Origin of the sequence: Arachnia propionica (assembly GCF_003932785.1) — a bacterium.
GTDB lineage: Bacteria > Actinomycetota > Actinomycetes > Propionibacteriales > Propionibacteriaceae > Arachnia > Arachnia propionica_B.
Genome location: NZ_RQYT01000010.1, coordinates 89,433 through 109,391 on the forward strand (window position 1 = coordinate 89,433; position 19,959 = coordinate 109,391).

General features: G+C 66.1%; 19 protein-coding genes. 14 read left to right on the forward strand and 5 right to left on the reverse strand.

The features are described from left to right. Window positions 1-8 precede the first annotated feature (8 nt). The 14 genes from EII35_RS06485 to EII35_RS06550 are packed head-to-tail and all read left to right on the forward strand — an operon-like array spanning window position 9 to window position 15,934. Window positions 9-563 carry a NuoB/complex I 20 kDa subunit family protein gene (locus EII35_RS06485; RefSeq protein WP_125227644.1) on the forward strand — a complete coding sequence of 185 codons (555 nt, stop codon included), beginning with the start codon at window positions 9-11 and terminating at the stop codon, window positions 561-563. Further along, a complete protein-coding gene (locus tag EII35_RS06490; protein WP_125227645.1) occupies window positions 560-1,246 on the forward strand; it encodes an NADH-quinone oxidoreductase subunit C in 687 nt (228 codons plus the stop codon). Before EII35_RS06485 ends, EII35_RS06490 begins: the two co-directional genes overlap by 4 nt. Continuing rightward, the gene (locus tag EII35_RS06495; RefSeq protein WP_125227646.1) at window positions 1,246-2,574 is read left to right on the forward strand and encodes an NADH-quinone oxidoreductase subunit D; all 1,329 of its coding nucleotides are present in this window, start codon (window positions 1,246-1,248) and stop codon (window positions 2,572-2,574) included. Before EII35_RS06490 ends, EII35_RS06495 begins: the two co-directional genes overlap by 1 nt. Continuing rightward, window positions 2,571-3,314: an NADH-quinone oxidoreductase subunit NuoE gene (gene nuoE, locus EII35_RS06500; protein ID WP_125227647.1), complete on the forward strand. Its 744-nt coding sequence runs from the start codon at window positions 2,571-2,573 to the stop codon at window positions 3,312-3,314. The genes EII35_RS06495 and nuoE overlap by 4 nt, the downstream gene beginning before the upstream one ends. Then, on the forward strand, window positions 3,311-4,624 hold the full coding sequence (gene nuoF, locus EII35_RS06505) for an NADH-quinone oxidoreductase subunit NuoF (RefSeq protein WP_125227648.1): 1,314 nt from the start codon (window positions 3,311-3,313) through the stop codon (window positions 4,622-4,624). Before nuoE ends, nuoF begins: the two co-directional genes overlap by 4 nt. Then, on the forward strand, window positions 4,621-7,005 hold the full coding sequence (locus EII35_RS06510; RefSeq protein ID WP_125227649.1) for an NADH-quinone oxidoreductase subunit G: 2,385 nt from the start codon (window positions 4,621-4,623) through the stop codon (window positions 7,003-7,005). The genes nuoF and EII35_RS06510 overlap by 4 nt, the downstream gene beginning before the upstream one ends. Then, window positions 7,002-8,297: an NADH-quinone oxidoreductase subunit NuoH gene (gene nuoH / locus EII35_RS06515; RefSeq protein ID WP_125227650.1), complete on the forward strand. Its 1,296-nt coding sequence runs from the start codon at window positions 7,002-7,004 to the stop codon at window positions 8,295-8,297. Before EII35_RS06510 ends, nuoH begins: the two co-directional genes overlap by 4 nt. Next, window positions 8,297-8,851: an NADH-quinone oxidoreductase subunit NuoI gene (gene nuoI / locus EII35_RS06520; protein WP_125227651.1), complete on the forward strand. Its 555-nt coding sequence runs from the start codon at window positions 8,297-8,299 to the stop codon at window positions 8,849-8,851. The genes nuoH and nuoI overlap by 1 nt, the downstream gene beginning before the upstream one ends. After that, a complete protein-coding gene (locus EII35_RS06525) occupies window positions 8,848-9,666 on the forward strand; it encodes an NADH-quinone oxidoreductase subunit J (protein WP_125227652.1) in 819 nt (272 codons plus the stop codon). The genes nuoI and EII35_RS06525 overlap by 4 nt, the downstream gene beginning before the upstream one ends. Beyond that, the gene (gene nuoK, locus EII35_RS06530; protein WP_125227653.1) at window positions 9,663-9,962 is read left to right on the forward strand and encodes an NADH-quinone oxidoreductase subunit NuoK; all 300 of its coding nucleotides are present in this window, start codon (window positions 9,663-9,665) and stop codon (window positions 9,960-9,962) included. Before EII35_RS06525 ends, nuoK begins: the two co-directional genes overlap by 4 nt. 9 nt (window positions 9,963-9,971) lie before the next feature. Continuing rightward, the gene (gene nuoL, locus EII35_RS06535) at window positions 9,972-11,879 is read left to right on the forward strand and encodes an NADH-quinone oxidoreductase subunit L (protein ID WP_125227654.1); all 1,908 of its coding nucleotides are present in this window, start codon (window positions 9,972-9,974) and stop codon (window positions 11,877-11,879) included. A 13-nt stretch (window positions 11,880-11,892) separates the two neighbouring features. Further along, the gene (locus EII35_RS06540; protein WP_260465038.1) at window positions 11,893-13,404 is read left to right on the forward strand and encodes an NADH-quinone oxidoreductase subunit M; all 1,512 of its coding nucleotides are present in this window, start codon (window positions 11,893-11,895) and stop codon (window positions 13,402-13,404) included. After that, the gene (nuoN, locus tag EII35_RS06545; RefSeq protein WP_125227655.1) at window positions 13,404-14,975 is read left to right on the forward strand and encodes an NADH-quinone oxidoreductase subunit NuoN; all 1,572 of its coding nucleotides are present in this window, start codon (window positions 13,404-13,406) and stop codon (window positions 14,973-14,975) included. The genes EII35_RS06540 and nuoN overlap by 1 nt, the downstream gene beginning before the upstream one ends. 11 nt (window positions 14,976-14,986) lie before the next feature. After that, a complete protein-coding gene (locus tag EII35_RS06550) occupies window positions 14,987-15,934 on the forward strand; it encodes a polyprenyl synthetase family protein (RefSeq protein WP_260465039.1) in 948 nt (315 codons plus the stop codon). A gap of 12 nt (window positions 15,935-15,946) precedes the next feature. Here EII35_RS06550 and EII35_RS06555 read toward each other — a convergent pair whose 3' ends face one another. The 5 genes from EII35_RS06555 to EII35_RS06575 form a co-directional block, all read right to left on the reverse strand. Beyond that, window positions 15,947-16,594, reverse strand: a complete 648-nt coding sequence (locus EII35_RS06555; protein WP_125227657.1) for a hypothetical protein — start codon at window positions 16,592-16,594, stop codon at window positions 15,947-15,949. A gap of 234 nt (window positions 16,595-16,828) precedes the next feature. Continuing rightward, window positions 16,829-17,308 (reverse strand): hypothetical protein, encoded by a 480-nt coding sequence (locus tag EII35_RS06560; RefSeq protein ID WP_185744209.1) that lies wholly within the window; start codon window positions 17,306-17,308, stop codon window positions 16,829-16,831. 85 nt (window positions 17,309-17,393) lie between these two features. Next, entirely contained in the window at window positions 17,394-18,170 is a 777-nt protein-coding gene (locus EII35_RS06565; protein ID WP_125227659.1) for a hypothetical protein, read from the reverse strand. Window positions 18,171-18,390: 220 nt separating this feature from the next. After that, window positions 18,391-18,870, reverse strand: coding sequence for a hypothetical protein (locus EII35_RS06570; protein ID WP_125227660.1), 480 nt, complete (start codon window positions 18,868-18,870; stop codon window positions 18,391-18,393). A gap of 266 nt (window positions 18,871-19,136) precedes the next feature. Next, entirely contained in the window at window positions 19,137-19,583 is a 447-nt protein-coding gene (locus EII35_RS06575; RefSeq protein WP_125227661.1) for a hypothetical protein, read from the reverse strand. Window positions 19,584-19,959: the final 376 nt, after the last annotated feature.

Consider the following 19,959-nt stretch of genomic DNA (forward strand, 5'->3'; position numbering starts at 1 on the left):
AGTCTGCAATGGGTATCGAGGAGAAACTGCCGAGCGGCATCCTGCTCACCAGCGTCGAGGCCATCTTCGGCTGGGTGCGTCAGGCGTCGTTCTGGCCCGTCACGATGGGTCTGGCCTGCTGCGCCATCGAGATGATGGCCTACGGCACCCCGCGGTACGACGCGGGTCGCTGGGGGCAGGAGGTCTTCCGCGCCTCGCCGCGTCAGGCCGACCTCATGATCGTCTCCGGGCGACTGTCGAACAAGATGGCCCCCATCGTGCGCCAGGTCTACGACCAGATGCCGAACCCGAAGTGGGTCATCTCGATGGGCGCCTGCGCCTCGTCGGGCGGCATGTTCAACAACTACGCCATCGTCCAGGGCGTCGACCACGTCGTGCCCGTGGACATGTACGTCCCCGGCTGCCCGCCCCGCCCCGACATGCTCATCGACGCCATGTTCAAGCTGCGCAAGCAGGTGTTCAAGCACCCGATCGGCCCCAACGAGGCCGCGGCCATCGCCGCCCGCGAGGCCGCAGCCCTCGAGGCCCCCGCCACCCACGAGTTGAAGGGACTCATGCGATGAGCGAGACCCCCGGCGAGCTGACCCCGCAGGCCGACGTCCCCACCGCCCCCGTGTTCCAGACGAAGTCCGGCATGTGGAGCCGCGGCTCCGGCGACACCTCCGGCTACGGCCGCATCCAGCGTCAGGTCTCGATGCCCGGGCTGACCGAGGGGCCGTTCGGCGAGCCCTTCGACGCCGTCCACGCCAGGGCCAAGGAGCTGCTGCCGTTCCTCGACGGCGGGCTCGTGCTGTTCGACCGCGGCGAGTTCACCATCTTCGTGCCCCGGGAACACCTGCTGGAGACCGTCAGGGCCTTCCGAGACGACGCCCACCTGCGCTTCGAGATCTGCGTCTCCGTCAGCGGGGTCCACTACCCGGAGCAGACCGGTGCCGAACTGCACGTCGTCTACCACCTGCTGTCGATCACCCACAACCGGCGGCTGCGCCTCGAGGTCACGTGCCCCGACGGCGACGCCCGCATCCCCTCCATCGTCGCCACCTACCCGATGGCCGACTGGCACGAGCGTGAGACCTGGGACATGTTCGGTGTGATCTTCGACGGTCATCCGGGTCTGACCCGCATCCTCATGCCCGACGACTGGGTGGGCCACCCCCAGCGCAAGGACTACCCGCTGGGCGGCATCGACATCCAGTACAAGGGCGCCACCGTGCCCGCCCCCGATCAGCGGAGGACGTACAACTGATGAGCAACGACATCTTCGGCACCGACGTCGAGGCCGACCGCGTCTACCTGGCGCAGGGCGGCGACTGGGGTCAGATCGCGGCCGAGCAGGCCGAGCGCGGCGACGAGGTCATCGTCGTCAACATGGGTCCGCAGCACCCGTCGACGCACGGTGTGCTCCGTCTCATCCTCGAGATGGACGGGGAGACGGTCACCCACATCCGCCCCGGCATCGGCTTCCTCCACACCGGCATCGAGAAGAACATGGAGTTCAAGACGTGGACCCAGGGCGTGGCCTTCTGCACCCGCATGGACTACGTCGCCCCGCTTTTCAACGAGGCCGTGTACTGCCTTGCCGTCGAGAAACTCCTCGGCATCACCGACGACATCCCGGAGCGGGCCAGCGTCATCCGGGTGCTCATGATGGAGCTGAACCGGATCGCGTCCCACCTGGTGGCCATGGGCACCGGCGGCATGGAGATCGGCGCGCTGACGGTGATGACCATCGCGTTCCGTGAGCGCGAGATGATCCTCGACTTCTTCGAGGCCATCTCCGGCACCCGCATGAACCACGCCTTCATCCGCCCCGGTGGCGTCGCCTGCGATCTCCCCGAGGGCGGCATCGACCAGCTGCGTGACATCGTGAAGTGGCTGCGCAAGCACCTGCCCGAGTACGAGATCTTCTGCAACGAGAACCCCATCTTCAAGCTCCGCATGGAGAACGTCGCGAAGATGGACCTCACCGCCTGCATGATGATGGGCGTCACCGGCCCCATCCTCCGCTCCACCGGCTTCGACTGGGACCTGCGCAAGACGCAGCCCTACTGCGGCTACGAGACCTACGACTTCAAGTCGATCACCTGGGACACCCAGGACGCCTACGGCCGGTTCCGCATCCGCATCGCGGAGTGCTGGGAGTCGCTGAAGATCGTCGAGCAGTGCATCGAGCGGCTCGAGAGGACGCAGGGTCAGCCCGTCATGGTGGGCGACAAGAAGATCGCCTGGCCGGCGTCGCTGTCACTCGGCCCCGACGGTCAGGGCAACAGCTTCGAGCACGTCAAGCACATCATGGGTGAGTCCATGGAGGCCCTCATCCACCACTTCAAGATCGTCACGGAGGGCTTCAAGGTCCCCGTCGGTCAGGTGTACCAGGCCATCGAGTCCCCCAAGGGTGAGCTCGGTTGCCATCTCGTCTCCGACGGCGGCACCCGCCCCTACCGCGCGCACTTCCGCGATCCCGGCTTCAACCATCTGCAGTCCGTGCCCATGATGTGCGAGGGATCCATGATCTCCGACGTCGTCGTGGCCGTGGCCAGCATCGACCCAGTGCTTGGAGGTGTCGACCGATGAGCGGTCACTTCACCCACGACTTCCCCGAGTCCGGCTCCGTCGACTACTCGGACCAGTCGACGAACCTCGACGCCACCGCCGAGGCGGAGCTCCGCGAACTCGCCTCGCGCTACCCGCAGCCCCGTTCCGCGCTGCTGCCGATGCTGCACCTCGTGCAGTCCTACGACGGTCGCATCAGCCCGCGCGGCATCGAGCTGTGCGCCGAGATCCTGGACATCACCACCGCCCAGGTCTCCGGTGTGGCCACCTTCTACACCATGTACAAGCGCAAGCCCGCCGGGCACAACCACCTCGGGGTGTGCACGACGGCGCTGTGTGCCGTCATGGGTGGCGACATCCTCCTGGAGCGTGCCAAGCAGCGACTCGGGATCGACGAGGGTCAGACGACCCCCTGCGGGAAGGTCTCCCTGGAGCGCCTCGAGTGCAACGCGGCGTGCGACTACGCCCCCGTCGCCATGGTCAACTGGGAGTTCTTCGACGACATGACGCCGGAGAAGATGGACGAGCTCATCGAGAAGCTCATGAACGGCGAGCCGGTCGTCTCCCCGCGTGGCGCCACCATCACGTCGTGGCGTGAGGCCGAGCGCGTCCTCGCCGGGTTCCCCGACGGTCGCGCCGACGAGGGCCCCTCGGCGGGTCACGCCTCCCGGCTCGGCCGTGAGATCGCCGAGGAGCGCGGCTGGACCGCGCCGGACCCGGCCAACCTCCCCACCCCGGAGCCCAAGGAGGAGACGAAGTGACCGATCTGCTCACCCCCGTGCTGAGCGAGCACTGGGGTCACGAACGCTCCTGGAAGCTGGGGCGCTACGAGGCGGCCGGAGGCTACCGGGCGCTGCGCAAGGCCCTCCAGATGTCCCAGACGGACCTCATCGAGCTGGTCAAGGAGGCAGGGCTGAGGGGCCGTGGCGGCGCAGGCTTCCCGACGGGCATGAAGTGGAGCTTCGTCCCGCAGGACAACCCGAACCCGAAGTACCTCGTGGTCAACGCCGACGAGTCGGAGCCGGGCACCTGCAAGGACATGCCGCTCATGATGGCCTCGCCACACACCCTCGTGGAGGGCGTGCTCATCTCGGCCTACGCCATCGGCTCCCACCAGGCCTTCATCTACTGCCGCGGCGAGGTGCTCCACGTCATCCGCAGGCTCCAGCAGGCCGTCAAGGAGGCCTACGAGGCCGGGTACGCGGGCAGGAACGTGCTGGGCTCCGGCTACGACATCGACGTGATCGTCCACGCCGGTGCCGGCGCCTACATCTGCGGTGAGGAGACCGCACTGCTCGACTCCCTGGAGGGTCGACGCGGCCAGCCCAGGCTCCGCCCGCCGTTCCCCGCCGTCGCCGGTCTCTACGCCTCGCCGACCGTCATCAACAACGTCGAGTCGATCGCGTCGGTGCCGTGCATCGTCGCGAACGGGGCCGCGTGGTTCCAGGCGATGGGCACGGAGAAGTCGAAGGGGATGACCATCTACTCCCTCTCCGGCCACGTCGCGAGGCCCGGCCAGTTCGAGGCCCCCATGGGCATCACCCTGCGGCAGCTGCTCGAGCTGAGCGGCGGCATGCGCGCGGGCCACGAACTGAAGTTCTTCACCCCCGGCGGGTCCTCCACCCCGATCCTCACCGCCGAGCACCTCGACGTGCCCCTCGACTACGAGGGCATGGCCTCGGTCGGCACGATGCTCGGCACGAAGGCCCTCCAGGTCTTCGACGAGACGACCTCGGTGGTGCGCACGACGCTGCGCTGGGTCGAGTTCTACAAGCACGAGTCCTGCGGCAAGTGCACCCCCTGCCGTGAGGGCTCCTGGTGGCTGGTCCAGCTGCTCATGAAGTTCGAGAAGGGCGAGGCCGCCGAGGGCGACGTCGACAAGCTCCTCGACATCTGCGACAACATCGGCGGGCGTTCCTTCTGCGCGCTGGCCGACGGTGCCGTCGCGTGCGTGACCAGCGCGGTCAAGCACTTCCGCGAGGAGTTCGAGCAGGGATACCACACCCCCGCCTGGGAACTGTTCCCCTACGAGAAGAGCGCGCTGTTCGCGACTGAAGGAGGTGTCCGGTGAGCCAGACCCCCGGCGCACAGGCCGTGCCCAACCCTGAGCTCGTCACGCTGACGATCGACGACGTGGCGGTGAGCGTTCCGAAGGGGACCCTCATCATCCGGGCCGCGGAGATGATCGGCACCGCGATCCCGCGGTTCTGCGACCACCCGCTGCTCGATCCCGTCGGCGCCTGCCGTCAGTGCCTCGTCGACATCCCCGACGCGGGCAACGGTCGCGGGTTCCCCAAGCCCCAGGCCTCCTGCACCATGCCGGTGGCCGAGGGCATGGTGGTGCGGACCCAGAAGACCTCCCCGGTGGCGGAGAAGGCGCAGCGCGGCATGCTCGAGCTGCTGCTCATCAACCACCCGCTGGACTGCCCCATCTGTGACAAGGGCGGCGAGTGCCCGCTGCAGAACCAGGCCCTCAGCAACGGGCCCGGCGAGTCCCGTTACGGCGGGGTGAAGCGGACCTTCCCGAAGCCGGTCCACGTGTCCGCCCAGATCCTGCTCGACCGGGAACGCTGCGTGCTGTGCGCCCGCTGCACCCGGTTCTCCGAGCAGATCTCCGGCGACCCCTTCATCGCCCTCGTCGAGCGAGGGGCGCTGCAGCAGATCGGCACCTACGAGCAGGACCCGTACGACTCGTACTTCTCCGGAAACGTCGTGCAGATCTGCCCCGTCGGCGCCCTCACCTCGGCCGCCTACCGCTTCCAGGCGCGCCCCTTCGACCTCAAGTCCACCCCCAGCTCGTGCAGCCACTGCGCGGGTGGCTGCGACATCCGCGTCGACCACCGGCACCACCAGGTCAAGCGCATCCAGGCAGGTGACAACCCGGAGGTCAACGAGGAGTGGCTGTGTGACAAGGGCCGCTTCGCCTTCGTCTCCGGACGCGGCGACGACCGCATCACCCGGCCGCTGGTCCGCCGCGACGGCAGGCTCGAGGTGGCGTCCTGGCCTGAGGCCATCGACGCCGCCGTCGCCGGGCTCAAGGCCGCGGGCACCGCGGTCGGGGTCCAGACCGGCGGCCGCCTGACGGTGGAGAACGCCTACGGCTACTCGCGGTTCGCGCGTATGGTCCTCGGCACGAACAACATCGACTTCCGTGCCCGGGCCGCCAGCGACGAGGAGTCCCAGTTCATCGCCTCCCGCGTCGCGGGCAAGGGCATGGACGTCACCTACACGGATCTGGAGCGGGCCGGGCACGTCGTGCTCGTCAGCTTCGAACCCGAGGACGAGACCTCCGTGATGTTCCTGCGGCTGCGCAAGGGCGTCAGGAAGCACGGCCTCAAGGTCACCACCCTCGCCCCGTTCGCGTCGCGTGGCTCCGAGAAGCTGGGTGCCACCCTCGTCCCCGTCGCCCCCGGCGGCGAGGCCGCGGCGCTGGCCGGGCTGGAGCTGGGGGAGGGCGCCATCATCCTCGTCGGTGAACGCGCCGCCGCGCAGCCGGGCCTCCTCAGCGCCGTGGCCGCCAAGGCCGACCGGACGGGAGCCCGACTGGCCTGGATACCGCGTCGCGCGGGCGACATGGGTGCCATCGCCGTCGGCTGCCTGCCGCACCTGCTGCCCGGTGGCCGCCCCGTCGCGGACGCCGCGGCCCGGGTGGACATCGCCGCCGCGTGGGGGGTCGATTCGCTGCCGACGGAGCCCGGCCTCAGCGCCGCCCGCCAGTTCGAGGCGGCGATCCGAGGGGACCTGAAGGCCTTCGTCCTCGCCGGCGTCGACCCGATCGACATCCCCGGCTCCGCCACCGTGCTGGAGGCCCTGGAGCGGACCTTCGTCGTGCAGGTCACCACCCGCAGCAACGCTGCGACCGAGCACGCGGACGTCGTCTTCCCGACCTGCCTGATCGAGGAACAGGCCGGGCACTTCCTCAACTGGGAGCAGCGGATCCGCCCGGTCCGGCTCGTCAACGAGGGCACCCGCAACGCCATGACCGACCTCAGGATCATCGCCGCACTGTCCGACGCGATGGGCCGCGACCTCGGGGTGCGCACCACCGCCGAGGCCTGGGCCGACTACTCCGAGCTCGGGGTCTGGGACGGGGCCAGGGGTCTTGACCCGATCGTGTCCGCCCCCGGCGTCACCGACGGCCTCGTCGTCGCCTCCTGGCGTGAGGCCCTGGACGCGGCCATGGGCAACGACTTCGAGGTCGCGCTGCGCCGAACCGCCCGTCCGGCCGTCGCCCGGCTGTCCCGGGCCACGGCCACCCGTCACGGCGTCGGCGAGGTGTGCCGTGTCATCTCCGCGACGGGGGAGCAGCTGCTGCCCGTCGAGATCACCGACATGGTCGACGATGTGGTGTGGGTCCCCATGAACCCGGGTGAGCCCGGCCACCTCGACGTGACCCCCGGATCCCTGGTGACGGTCGCCGCCGTCGCCACCGACGAAGGAGATCAGGCATGAACGTGTTCTTCCAGGATCCCTGGTGGCTCATCCTCATCAAGGTGCTCGCCCTCTTCGTGATCCTGCTGCTCTGGACGATCTTCAACGTCTGGTACGAGCGGCGGCTCGTGGCGAAGATGCAGCACCGGCTGGGCCCCATCATGAACGGCCCCTTCGGTCTCGGGCAGGCACTGGCCGACGGCGCGAAGCTGATCGCCAAAGAGGACTTCCGGCCCACCCACACCGACAAGTGGGTGTTCAACCTGGCCCCGATCCTCACGGGCATGGCCGCCTTCACCACCTGGACGGTGCTCCCGTTCGGCGGTGAGGTGACGATCTTCGGGCACGTCACCCGCCTTCAGGTCACCGACCTGCCCGTCGCGGTGCTGTTCGTCATCGCCATCGCCTCCATCGGCATCTACGGCATCGTGCTGGCCGGATGGGCGTCGAACTCGACGTACTCCTTCCTCGGCGCCATGCGGTCGTCGGCGCAGATGATCTCCTACGAGATCGCGATGGGTCTGTCCATCGTCGCGGTGTTCCTCATGACCGGCACGATGTCGACCCACGGGATCGTCGAGGCCCAGCGCGCGCCGATCATCTTCCAGAACCCGTTCAACAACGCCCAGCAGTTCGACATCGGCCTCATGGGTTGGTACGCCCTGCTGCTGTTCCCGTCCTTCATCATCTACGGCATCGCGATGGTGGGCGAGACCAACCGCGCCCCCTTCGACCTGCCCGAGTGCGAGTCCGAGCTGGTCTCCGGCTACCTCACCGAGTACTCCGGCTTCCGCTACGCCATGTTCTTCCTCGCGGAGTACATCAACATGGCCACCGTCTCGGCGGTGTGTGCGACGCTGTTCCTCGGCGGGTACCTGCCGTTCTGGCCGCTCAACCTCATCCCCGGCATGGACAACCCGTGGCTCGGCCCGATCTGGTTCATCCTCAAGGTCCAGCTGCTGTTCTCGGTGTTCGTGTGGCTGCGCGGTACGCTGCCGCGGTTCCGCTACGACCAGTTCATGGACCTCGGCTGGAAGCGCCTCATCCCCATCTCGATCCTGTGGATCATGATGGTGGCGGTGGCGCCCAGGTACTCGCTCGGGCTGTCGGTCGCGCTCATCGCGATCCTCATCGCCTTCGCGCCGCGGAAGCGTGAGCCGGAACGGGTGGCCCCCGTCGACCCGGCCGTGCCCTTCGATCCCTTCGCCGGCGGTTATCCCGTGCCGCCGCGTCCCGGGCAGGTGTTGCCCGAGTTCGCCGGGGTGGTGAAGGTCGAGGCCCAGCCGTCCACCGTCAACACAGAGGAGAAGTGATGGGAATCCTTGACCCGTGGGCCGGATTCGGCATCACCTTCAAGACGATCTTCCGCAAGACCTTCACGCAGGGCTACCCGCGCAAGGGCAAGGAGAAGGTCACGCTGCCGCGCTTCCACGGCCGGCACCAGCTCAACCGCTGGCCGGACGGGCTGGAGAAGTGCGTCGGCTGTGAGCTGTGCGCCTGGGCCTGCCCCGCCGACGCGATCTACGTGGAGGGGGCCGACAACACCGAGGAGGCGCGTTACTCCCCCGGTGAGCGGTTCGGTCACGTCTACCAGATCAACTACCTGCGCTGCATCTTCTGCGGCATGTGCATCGAGGCGTGCCCGACACGGGCCCTCACCATGACCAACGAGTTCAAGATCGCGGACACCGGACGCGACAAGCTCATCTACGAGAAGCAGGATCTCCTCGCCCCGCTGGTCGCCGGGATGGAGCAGCCGCCCCATCCGCGTCGACTCGGCGACGACGAGAAGGCCTACTTCCTGGGGCTGCCTCCCACCGGCCAGCCCGACACCCGCACGGCACCGGCCAAAGGAGCGGCGAAATGATTGAACTGCCCGCACTGACGGGCGACCTGCTCGCCTTCGTGGTGTGCGCGCCCATCATGGTGCTGCTCGCCATCGGCATCGTCGTGGCCCGCAAGCCCGTCCACTCGGCCCTGTGCATGGCCGGGGTCATGGTCGGGCTGGCGATCATGTACGCCGCCCAGGACGCCCCGTTCCTGTTCGTTGTGCAGATCATCGTCTACACGGGCGCGATCCTCATGCTGTTCCTGTTCGTCGTCATGCTCATCGGCGTCGACACCCGCGACTCGGTGCGGGAGACCCTCAAGGGACAGCGGGTTCTCGGCATCCTGGGGGCGGTCGGATTGGCGGCCCTCATCTTCCTTGCGGTCGGGCAGGCTGTCTTCCCGGCCGATCCTGCCGGGGTCGCGCTGGCCAACGCCGAGCACGGCGGCAACACCCAGGGCGTGGCGGCGCTGCTGTTCACCCGCTACGTCGTGCTGCTGGAGGCCACGTCCGCGCTGCTCATCACCGCGGCGGTCGGGGCCATGGTGCTGGCCCACGGTGAGAAGCTGCGCGAGGTCAAGCGCCAGCCGCAGCTGATGAGCGAGCGCATCCAGCGCTACGCCGCCGACGGGGTCCACCCCGGACCCGACCCGAACTCCGGCGTCTACGCGCGCACCAACGCCATCTCGGCCCCCGCGCTGCTGCCGGACGGCACCGTGGCGGAGAACTCCGTCAGCCAGACCCTCACCTCGCGTGGGGCCGTCGTGGCCGTCGCCGACCTGCGCACCCCGACCGTCGGCGCCTTCGCCGACATCGAGCGGGTCAACCGGGAACTGGAAGGAGAGGTCAAGTGAGCACCCAGGCCTACCTGATGCTGGCCGTCGCGCTGTTCGTCGTCGGCGCCCTCGGTTTCCTGCTGCGACGCAACGCCCTCATCGCGTTCATGAGCGTCGAGCTCATGCTCAATGCCGCGAACCTCGCGTTCGTGACCTTCGCCCGCCAGCACGGCGGCCTCGACGGTCAGGTCGCGACCTTCTTCGTCATGGTGGTGGCAGCCGCTGAGGTCGTCGTCGGTCTCGCCATCATCGTCGCCATCTATCGGGCGCGCCGTTCGGCCTCGGTCGACGACGCCAGCCTGCTGAAGTTCTAAGGGGTCAGCGTGACTTTCCTGGAAACTGTCTCTGCGGTTCCCGCCACCGGCCTGTTCAGCGTGGCCTGGCTCCTCATCGCGATCCCGTTGGCGGGTGCGGCCATCCTGCTGCTGCTCGGCAGGGTCTCCGACGCGTGGGGCCACTGGCTGGGCACTGCGGCCTCGGTGGCCTCCTTCGTCGTCGGCCTGATGCTCTTCCTGGCGATGCTCTCGGCGGATGAGGGCCAGCGTGCCGTCAACGTCCCGGTCTACGAATGGATCGCGACGGGGGCGTGGAGCGTCAAGTTCGGTTTGCTGGTGGATCAGCTGTCGATCCTCTTCGTGCTGCTCATCACGGGTGTCGGGTCGCTGATCCACATCTACTCGATCGGCTACATGGCCCATGACGAGCGTCGCCGCCGGTTCTTCGCCTACCTGAACCTGTTCGTCGCCGCCATGCTCACCCTGGTGCTCGCCGACAACTACCTCGTGCTCTTCCTCGGCTGGGAGGGCGTGGGTCTGGCCTCGTACCTGCTCATCTCCTTCTGGCAGCACAAGCCCTCGGCGGCTGCCGCGGGACGCAAGGCCTTCGTGGTCAACCGGGTTGGTGATCTCGGGATGGCGATGGCCATTTTCACCATGCTGTCGCTCTTCGGGTCGGTGGCCTTCGCTGACGTCAACGCCGGTGCCGCGTCGCTGACCCCCTTCTGGGCCACCCTGCTGGGCTGCCTGCTGCTGCTCGGCGCGTGCGGCAAGTCCGCCCAGGTGCCGCTGCACACGTGGCTCCTCGACGCCATGGAGGGCCCGACCCCGGTGTCGGCACTCATCCACGCGGCGACGATGGTCACGGCGGGCGTCTACCTCATCGTGCGCAGCCACGCCATCTTCGCGGTGAGCGAGGTCGCGACCCTGGCCGTCGCGATCGTCGGTGTGGTCACCCTGCTCGCCGGTGCCTGGGTCGGTTCCGCCAAGGACGACATCAAGAAGGTGCTGGCCGGCTCGACCATGTCCCAGATCGGCTACATGATGCTCGCCGCGGGTCTTGGCCCGGCGGGGGCGGCCTTCGCGATCTTCCACCTCATCACCCACGGCTTCTTCAAGGCCAACATGTTCCTCGGTGCCGGTTCGGTCATGCACGGCATGAACGACGACGTCGACATGCGCCACTACGGGGCGCTGGCCAAGGCGATGCGGGTGACGTTCCTGACGTTCGCGATGGGCTACCTCGCCATCATCGGTTTCCCGTTCACCGCGGGCTTCTACTCCAAGGACCACATCATCGAGACCGCCTTCCACCAGAACGTGGTGCTCGGGGTGCTGGCCCTCATCGGCGCGGGCGTCACCGCGTACTACATGACGCGCCTGATGATGATGACGTTCTTCGGGCGGGCCCGCTGGGACGACGACGTGCACCCGCACGAGTCGCCGGCGGTGATGACGATCCCGCTCGTGGTGCTGGCGGTCCTGTCGCTCGGGGCCGGTCTGGTCATGAACAACTGGATTCAGGGCTGGCTGGCCCCCGCCACCGGTTCGCACCCGCATGAGACGAGCCTGCTGGCCTTCACGCCTGTCGGGATCGCGGCCCTCGGGGTCGTCGCGGTCGGCGTCGCCATCGGATGGTTCCTCCACAAGGACGGCATCCCCCGCGAGGCGCCGCAGACCCGCAACCCGCTGGTCCTGGCCTCCCGCAACGACCTGTACGGCGACCAGATGAACCAGTGGCTCGTCGTCGGACCCGTCTCCGGCGCCGCCCAGGTACTGGCCGTGGCCGATCACGGGGTGGTCGACGGTGCCGTCCGCGGTTCCGGAGCGCTCTCGCTCGGCCTCGCCGGGTGGCTCCGCAGGACGCAGAACGGCTACTCCCGCTCCTACGGCGTGATCCTCACGATCGGCGTCGTGGTGATCGGCCTCATCGCTCTCGTCGGGCAGCTGGTCTGAGGAAGGAACTGGCGTGATCTATTCAATTCCGCTCCTGAGCATCCTCGTGGTGCTCCCGCTCGTCGGGGCCGCCGTCGTGGCCTTCCTCAAGGGCACGACCGCCAAGTTCGTCGGTCTCGGCGTGGCCCTGGGAACGACCGTGCTGGGCGTGCTGGCGTTCATCGTCTCCCGCGGCACCCCGCTCGTCGAGAAGGTGACGTGGATCCGGGCGATCGGTGCGCACTGGGCCCTCGACCTCGACCCGATGGCCGCGATCATGGTGCTGCTCACCGTGATCCTCACCCCCGTCGTGCTGCTGGCCGAGTGGCAGGTCGGCGAGAAGGAGGGGGCCCGGTGGAGCACCGGCACCTTCTTCGCGCTCGCCTTGACTCTCGAGGCCTTCGCCCTGGCGGTGTTCATGGCCAGCGACCTGCTGGTCTTCTACATCATGTTCGAGGCGACGCTCATCCCGATGTACTTCATGATCTCCGGCTGGGGCGGCGAGAACCGCACCCGGGCGGCCGTGAAGTTCCTGCTGTTCTCGCTCGCCGGTGGTCTGGTCATGCTGTTCGGCGTGGCCGGGGTGTGGGCGGCCTCCGCCGGTGCCGGGACGCCGAGCTTCCTGCTCTCGGACCTGGCCGCGTTGAACCTCGACTCCGGGGTGGGGCGGTGGCTGTTCGTCGCCTTCTTCTTCGCCTTCGCGGTGAAGGCGCCGATGGTCGGTCTCCACACCTGGTTACCCGACACGGCCGAGCAGGCGGCTCCGGGCGCGTCGACGATGCTCGTCGGCATCCTCGACAAGATCGGCACCTTCGGCATGATCAAGGTCTGCCTCATGGTCTTCCCGGAGGCCTCCGCCTGGGCCACCCCCGTGATCCTCGTGTGGGCGATCGTGTCCATGATCTACGGGGCGCTCATGGCGCTGAGCAGCCCGGACCTGCTGCGTTTCGTGTCCTACACCTCCGTCAGCCACTTCGGTTTCATGGTCTTCGGCGTCTTCGCCCTGACCACGCAGTCGCTCACCGGTTCGGTGTTCTACATGCTCAACCACGGCTTCTCCACGGCTGCGCTGTTCCTGGTCGTCGGCTTCCTCATCTCCCGCCGCGGCTCGGCGAACGTCGATGCCTTCGGCGGGGTGCAGCGGACCGCGCCGGTGCTCGCGGGTGTGTTCCTCGCCTCCGGGTTGTCGGCCCTGGCCCTGCCCGGTATGTCCAGCTTCATCTCGGAGTTCCTGGTCATGGCCGGTTCGTGGCAGCGGTACCCGGTCCACACAGCGGTCATCACCGTCGGCATGGTGCTGGCTGCCGCCTACGTGCTGACCGTCTACAAGAAGACGATGACCGGCCCGGTCACCGATGAGGTCGCCGAGAAGGTGAGCCGGGACCTCGACCTCAGGGAGCGATTCGTCATCGTGCCCCTGCTGGCCCTCTTGATCGTCCTCGGTTTCTTCCCGAAGCCGGTGCTCGACGTCGCCGACGCTGCCGCTGAGCACGTCATGACGACGCTCGGAGTCTCCGATCCCGCCCCCGCCATCCAGGAGAACTGATGAGCCTGCTTGAGATCACCTTCCCTGCGCTGGAGTGGTTGCTCGAAGCGCCCCTGATCGCGTTGATCGTCGGCGCGACCCTCGGTGTCGTCGCGGAGGCCTTCGTGCCCCGGCGGGCGCGGTTCGTCACCCAGGTGGGGCTGGCCGTCGTGACGGTCCTCACCGCCCTCGGGCTGACGATCCACAACTGGAGTCAGAAGTCGATCGAGCTGGTGGCGGAGGGAACCTTCGCCATGGACGGTCCGGCCTACTTCTTCTGGACGCTGCTGCTCGTGGTGGGGCTCGGCGGTGTGGCCCTGTTCGCTGAACGGGCCGTCGCCGGCGGGGTGTCGGCCTTCGCCGCCTCCGCCGCCACGGTGCCCGGTTCGCCGCTGGAACGTGAGGCGGAGGCCCAGAAGCGTGAGCACACCGAGGTCTTCCCGCTGCTGCTGTTCTCGCTGTTCGGCATGCTCATGTTCGCCGCCGCGAACGACCTCCTCACGCTGTTCGTCGCGCTCGAGGTGTTCTCGCTGCCGCTGTACCTGCTGTCCGGCATGGCTCGTCGTCGTCGCTGGATCAGCCAGGAGGCCGCGCTGAAGTACTTCCTGCTCGGCGCCTTCAGCTCCGCCTTCTTCCTCTTCGGCGTGGCGCTGCTGTACGGCTACGCGGGGTCCTTCACCTACGGCAGGATCGCCGAGGCGATCGCGTTGGGTCAGGCGCCGTGGCCGCTGCTGCTGGCGGGGCTGGTCATGCTCGCCACCGGTCTGCTGTTCAAGGTGGGTGCGGTGCCGTTCCACTCGTGGACGCCCGACGTCTACACCGGCGCCCCGACGCCCGTGACCGGTTTCATGGCCATCGCCACGAAGACGACCGCGGTGGCGGCGCTGCTGCGTGTCTTCTACGTCGCCCTCGGTGCCGCCCGCTGGGACTGGCAGCCCATCTTCGCGACCATCGCGGTGGCGACGATGGCGGTCGGTGCCTTCATCGGTCTGGTCCAGAACGACATCAAGCGCCTGCTGGCCTACTCGTCGATCGCCCACGCGGGCTTCATCCTCGCGGGCGTGGTGGGGGTGCAGACCCCCGGTGACGGGGTGGCGGTGGCCTCGGTGCCCGCCATCGGCTTCTACCTGCTGGCCTACGGTCTCGCCACGCTCGGCGCGTTCGCCATCATCACGATGGTGAGGCGTTCCGGCGGTGAGGCGAACTCCTTGGCGGCTTGGCAGGGGATCGGGCGCACCAACCCGTTGGTGGCCGCAGCCATGACCCTGTTCATGCTGAGCTTCGCCGGCATCCCGCTGACCGCGGGCTTCGTCGGCAAGCTCCTGGTGTTCTCAGCGGCGTGGACCGGCGGCTACGGCTGGCTCGTCTTCATCGCCATCCTCGCCAGCCTGGTCACGGCCTTCTTCTACCTGAAGGTTGTCGTGGCGATGTGGTTCCAGGAGCCGGAGACCGGTGAGCAGGGCCAGGTGGCGGCCCCGTCCGCGTGGACGTGGACGCTGCTGGGGGTCACCGCGGTGGGCACGGTTTTCCTCGGTCTGGTCCCGGGTGGCATTCTTGATCTCGCGGCCTCTGCCGCGCAGTTCATTCGCTGACGGGAGTCACCTTGGTTGAGTTCGAAGCCCTGGCCGGCCGCTTCGAGGAGGAACTGAGACGTGTCGCCGTCGCGGACTCCCCGTTCGTGACGGAGGCCGCGACGCACCTCATCTCCGCGGGCGGGAAGCGGTTTCGACCGATGCTCGTGTTCCTGGCCTCGCGGTTCGGACCGGAGACGGACGAGGAGCGGCTGCTGAAGGCCGCCCTCGTGATGGAGCTCACCCATGTGGCGAGCCTGTACCACGACGACGTCATGGACGAGGCCGATGTGCGGCGCGCCGCACCGTCGGCGAACTCTCGCTGGGGCAACTCGGTGGCGATCCTCGCCGGGGACTACCTGTTCGCGAAGGCGTCGATCCTGGTGGCCGACCTCGGCACCGACTACGTGCGGTTGCAGGCCGAGACCTTCACCCGGCTGGTGCAGGGGCAGATCAACGAGACCCGCGGCCCGCAGGTGGGGGAGGGGCGCCTGGAGCACTACCTCCAGGTGCTGGCCGACAAGACCGGCTCCCTCATCGCGGCCTCCGCACTGTTCGGGGCGATGGTCGCGGGTGCCCCCGTCGAGGTGCAGCAGGCGCTGGCCGCCTACGGGGAGGAGGTCGGGCTGGTGTTCCAGCTGAGCGACGATCTCATCGACATCACCTCCGATGTCACCGGCAAGACGCCGGGGACTGATCTGCGGGAGGGGGTGCCGACGTTGCCGACCCTGCTGCTGGAGGCTTCGGACGATCCCGCCGACGACCAGCTGAAGGGTCTCCTCGCCGGTGACCTGTCCAGCGACGAGGCCCTCGCGCGGGCCCTGGCGGCCCTGCGGGCCCACCGGGTGATCGATGAGGCGAGGGCGGAGGTCCGTCGCCGGGCGGGGATCGCCAAGGCGCACCTCACCCCACTGCCGGAGGGGGACGCCAAGGATCTTCTGGTCAAGATCTGCGACGATCTCGTGGACCGTTCCTCCTGATCCGCCGGGGCATCAGATCAACAGTTCGACGGCCTCACCGTTCCAGCGGAGTCGGGCACGGTCGTCGACCTTGAAGACCCCGGTCCGGACGCTGCCCGACGGCAGCACGTTGACGAACTGGTAGCGGATCCGCACGGCGCCGTGTCGGAGCGCCTGCAGGAATCCGGGGCACTGGTGGGATGCCATGAGCTCTGCGAAGGCGGAGGCGAGCCGGGGGTCACGACCGCTGAGGATGATGTCCTGGAGGTAGGCGAAGCTGCCCTGCTCGAACTGCCCGTAGGCCTCGAGGCGGTAGTCCTCACCGGCCTTGGTCTCCTGGAAGACGACCTCGTTGTCGAGGTGCGGCGGTACCCGGTGGGAGACCGGTTCGACGTCGGGGCCGCCGATGGCCACCTGGTTGAACCGTCCCGGTGGGGAGGGGTGGTGGTCGTCGGCCGAGGCGCCGGCATGCCCCAGGATCACGCGGTATCCCTGGTCCTGGAGCACGAGCTGCCCTCCGCGGTCGGCGGCCCACCGTTCCATGCGCTCCAGGGCGAGCTCGGCCTCCTGGGCCTCGACGAGTCGCTCCAGATGCTGCTGCACCTCGGCCCGTTCGGCCGGGCTGAGTTCGGCATGGGTGAGCGCGTGGTGCAACGCGGCGATGTGCTGGCTGTAATCCATGGCCATCTCCTCATGACTCAGGCGGCGGTGGTGACCAGTGTGTCTCCCACCCTACGCCAGCGGCCCCACCGCGCGCGCCCCGTCCACCAAACCCAGCATTATGTCATTTTAGTGGATTTCTGGGGTTGGAGCCCCAATAATCCATAACTTTGGGTGCAGATCCCGGGGATCAGGGGGGTCACTTTGATACTGCGAATGCCGGTAATCAGCCCGGGGGGTGACTGTCGACGGGAATCATTTTCTGAGGATCCACATCGCTTTCGCACATTTGGCAAGATAGATGATGAAGATGATCAGGCAGAAGACTCCATTTACCCTCGCAATGCTATTGTTTGTTACCGATGCAACCCAGAAGAGGCTGAGTGAGAGGGCCAGGAGGGCGATAGCAATGCCGGTGCTGGCTAGCCAGACAGCCGTTCGGCCATGTCTGACTCGGAATCCTGCCAATCGATCCAGCTTGGCGATGGATATGTCACCCGGAATCCCCTCCGAGAGCACTTGGGTCAGCCACTCGATTGATTCATCGAGTGTTGGGGTTCTCCAATTGTGGAGGCGTCCTTCTCGACAAGCCTTCCAGTCGGAGGCGTTTGCAAAATACTTCGCCCCCGGGGCGGCTAGTCGCAGTGTCCAGGTATTCTTCAGGGCAATGATCCAGATGCGTCCTATTGGTGTGTCGGCGATGAAATCCTTTCCCTGGTCGAGGCTGTCAGGCATGTTCGCCTCTACTAGTTCGATCCCTCGTGATTCGAGCCTTTCGGTGAACCTGATCAATGTCTCTGGTGGCTTCGTAGCCGCTTGGTCATGCCATGCCATACAAGGTGTTCCTATCTGGAGGATCGAGCCGGTTCTTCTTTGCTCCCATCCCGGTGGAATAGGCCCATTGGGTACCGGTGCGTATCTTGGGGCTCCGGGGGGTGGTACAGCCAATCCAGATTCGCGTAACCCCCAGCCGGATGGAAGGGGATACTTCGGGAAGCGGCGTGAATATCGCCTCGGGAGTCACTTTCTGAGGCTCCTCATGAATCGCGCCGATTTGAAGAGGTAGATGACGAAGATGATCGCGCAGGCGACGGCGTTCATTCCTGCGATGGTGTTTTTGGTCACTGAGGCGACCCAGAAGAGTCCAAGAGAGAGTGCAAGCAAGGCGACGGCAATTCCCCCCCGTGAACATCCAAACTATTTTATTCCCGTGGCGGATTCGAAATTCTGTAATTTGGTCCAAGGAAGTGGGGGTGATTTCCTGCGGGATGCCTGCGGAGAGGGTTTCAGTGATCCATTGGATGGACTCTTCGAGGTCGGGTGAGTGCCAGCTGCGTTTTTGTCCTTTAAGGCATGCTTTCCATTCCGCTGCATCTGCGAAATACTTGGCGGCGGGGATCTTCAAGCGCAGCGTCCAAAGTCCGTTGAGGTCGATGATCCACACCTGGCCAATTGGCGTATTGACTACGAAGTCGCGGCCGTGGTCGTTGTTGTCGGTGACGGTTGGGTGTACAGTGAGTCCCTTGGCTTGAAGTTGTTTCGTAAATTCGAGCAATGTCTCTGGCGGTTGTGATCCTGCTGCGTCATGCCAAGCCATGCGGACTTCATCCTATCCTGCGGGGACGATGAGGCCGGCGTCGCTATGCGTCCAGCCCGAAAGGATGGGAACGTATGCTGTGGGGCGTGAAGGCTTGCCATGTGCCCGCATGTTCGGAATGTTGGTGACTTTCTCTGCCTCAGGCATTTTGGATGGGTTTGTGGTCAGGGCGATACTGGGCTTCTGCCTCCTTTTCTTAGGTGAATCTTCTTGCGCCATCTTACCGCTTTCGCTTGCCGTATCCGAGTTGTTTGCTCTTTCGATGGTTTCGCCAAGCTCTAGCCAGCTGGGCAATAATTATGGCGCATGCATAGCCGAAGACTCCGAAGGCAATGCCTGTTTTCTGGGTCGTGACTGCGACCCAGAGGATTAGGAAGAAGCCCAATATTGAAGCCGCGAAGATGAATTTTTCCCACGCTTTGGGGTGCCTTTTCTTGTAGTACCTCTCTTCGACGATTTTATTCAAGGCTTCAATGTCTATGCTCAGGGCTTGTTCTTTGAGCAGGCCCCTCATCCATGTGATGGATGCTGGTCCAGCAAACAGGTGTCCATTGGGTGAATATCCTCGAGTGCACTTGATCCAATCTTCCCGCCTTGCAAAGTATTTTGCGCCGGGTGGGGCGATTGAAAATACCCATTCGCGACCGTAAACTCCAAGAGGATCTGCCCGACGCTCGTATGTGCCGAGTAGGATTTCCATAGGTCTATTCCCTCGCGCCACTCGCGCTCAGTGAAATGGATTCTCTGCTGTTCGAGCTCCTTCAAGAATTTCCGCAAGGCTCGAGTTGATTTTTCGAATTCGGGTGCCACGAGTGACTGCCTCTCTCGGTTTTTTTCAATTTCACGGTTTGATGAGCAGCCCAGATTCTGATGTGATCCAGCCATTGCAAAAGTTGCCGGTGAAGGTTCTGCTGATGATGAGGTCGAGGGGGCCAGGGAGAGGATGGTCCGCGCGCCTTCCGCATGTTAGCTCTCTTTCTGCCTGCTTGTGTAGCCAAGTTTCTTTCGTCGCCGATGCACTCTCCATGAGGAGCTGAGTATGGACAAGATTCCCGCCGCCACGACACCCACGGCACCGGGGGCAATGGGTGAATCAACCGCGAAGGCGCTCCACGCAAACAAGGGGAAACCGATGATCACCGCCCCCCAAAACAGAGCGACCTTCGCCTTGGAGTACCTTGGGCTGGCATATCGCTTTTCAACTATCCGGTCCAAGGCATCGACATCCACCTCGGGAACCTTCTCATGTTCGAGCAACTTCTTGACCCAGAAGACCGAAGCGGTCTCTGATGATCTATATCCTCCTCGTGCTGGGCCTTGCAGGCACTCGGTCCAATCAACATGAGCCGCGAAGTAGCGAGCGCCGGGAACTGCAAGGGAAAGCAGCCACTCTGTGCCATCATACTCCGCCAAGATGCACCCAATGTGGGTCCATGCCGCATAGCGTGGCCACAGGTCAACCCCTTCGCGCCACGGCAGCTGCTGGAAGGGTGTCCCTTGCCGCGCCAGTTCGTCTTGGAACCCGCGCAGCTTCCGGGAGGCCCATCTCAGGTGTGGCGTTGTGGAGTTCATTGCTCCTTCTGGATGACGTTGTGGCACTCTTGTCTCAAGGCATCTTGCCCGCTTCTTGGCGCGAGTCTCGTTATGTCATTGTAGTGGGTTTTTGGGGTTGGGGTCCCAATAATCCATAACTTTGGGGGCTCTTCACAGAAGTGAGTGGATCAGGGGTCTGAACCCGCCCGCGTCGAGTAGGCATCTGGCGACGTAGTTGACGATGCTGCGGAAGCCT

What these genes read in the sequence shown, in the direction of transcription:
- EII35_RS06490 (WP_125227645.1), top strand. Translation starts at nt 560, where the DNA reads ATGAGCGAGACCCCCGGCGAGCTGACCCCGCAGGCCGACGTCCCCACC.
- nuoH (WP_125227650.1), top strand. Translation starts at nt 7,002, where the DNA reads ATGAACGTGTTCTTCCAGGATCCCTGGTGGCTCATCCTCATCAAGGTG.
- nuoE (WP_125227647.1), top strand. Translation starts at nt 2,571, where the DNA reads ATGAGCGGTCACTTCACCCACGACTTCCCCGAGTCCGGCTCCGTCGAC.
- EII35_RS06485 (WP_125227644.1), top strand. Translation starts at nt 9, where the DNA reads ATGGGTATCGAGGAGAAACTGCCGAGCGGCATCCTGCTCACCAGCGTC.
- EII35_RS06560 (WP_185744209.1), bottom strand. Translation starts at nt 17,308, where the DNA reads ATGCCTGACAGCCTCGACCAGGGAAAGGATTTCATCGCCGACACACCA.
- nuoI (WP_125227651.1), top strand. Translation starts at nt 8,297, where the DNA reads ATGGGAATCCTTGACCCGTGGGCCGGATTCGGCATCACCTTCAAGACG.
- EII35_RS06525 (WP_125227652.1), top strand. Translation starts at nt 8,848, where the DNA reads ATGATTGAACTGCCCGCACTGACGGGCGACCTGCTCGCCTTCGTGGTG.
- nuoN (WP_125227655.1), top strand. Translation starts at nt 13,404, where the DNA reads ATGAGCCTGCTTGAGATCACCTTCCCTGCGCTGGAGTGGTTGCTCGAA.
- EII35_RS06495 (WP_125227646.1), top strand. Translation starts at nt 1,246, where the DNA reads ATGAGCAACGACATCTTCGGCACCGACGTCGAGGCCGACCGCGTCTAC.
- EII35_RS06555 (WP_125227657.1), bottom strand. Translation starts at nt 16,594, where the DNA reads ATGGATTACAGCCAGCACATCGCCGCGTTGCACCACGCGCTCACCCAT.
- EII35_RS06565 (WP_125227659.1), bottom strand. Translation starts at nt 18,170, where the DNA reads ATGGCTTGGCATGACGCAGCAGGATCACAACCGCCAGAGACATTGCTC.
- EII35_RS06570 (WP_125227660.1), bottom strand. Translation starts at nt 18,870, where the DNA reads ATGGAAATCCTACTCGGCACATACGAGCGTCGGGCAGATCCTCTTGGA.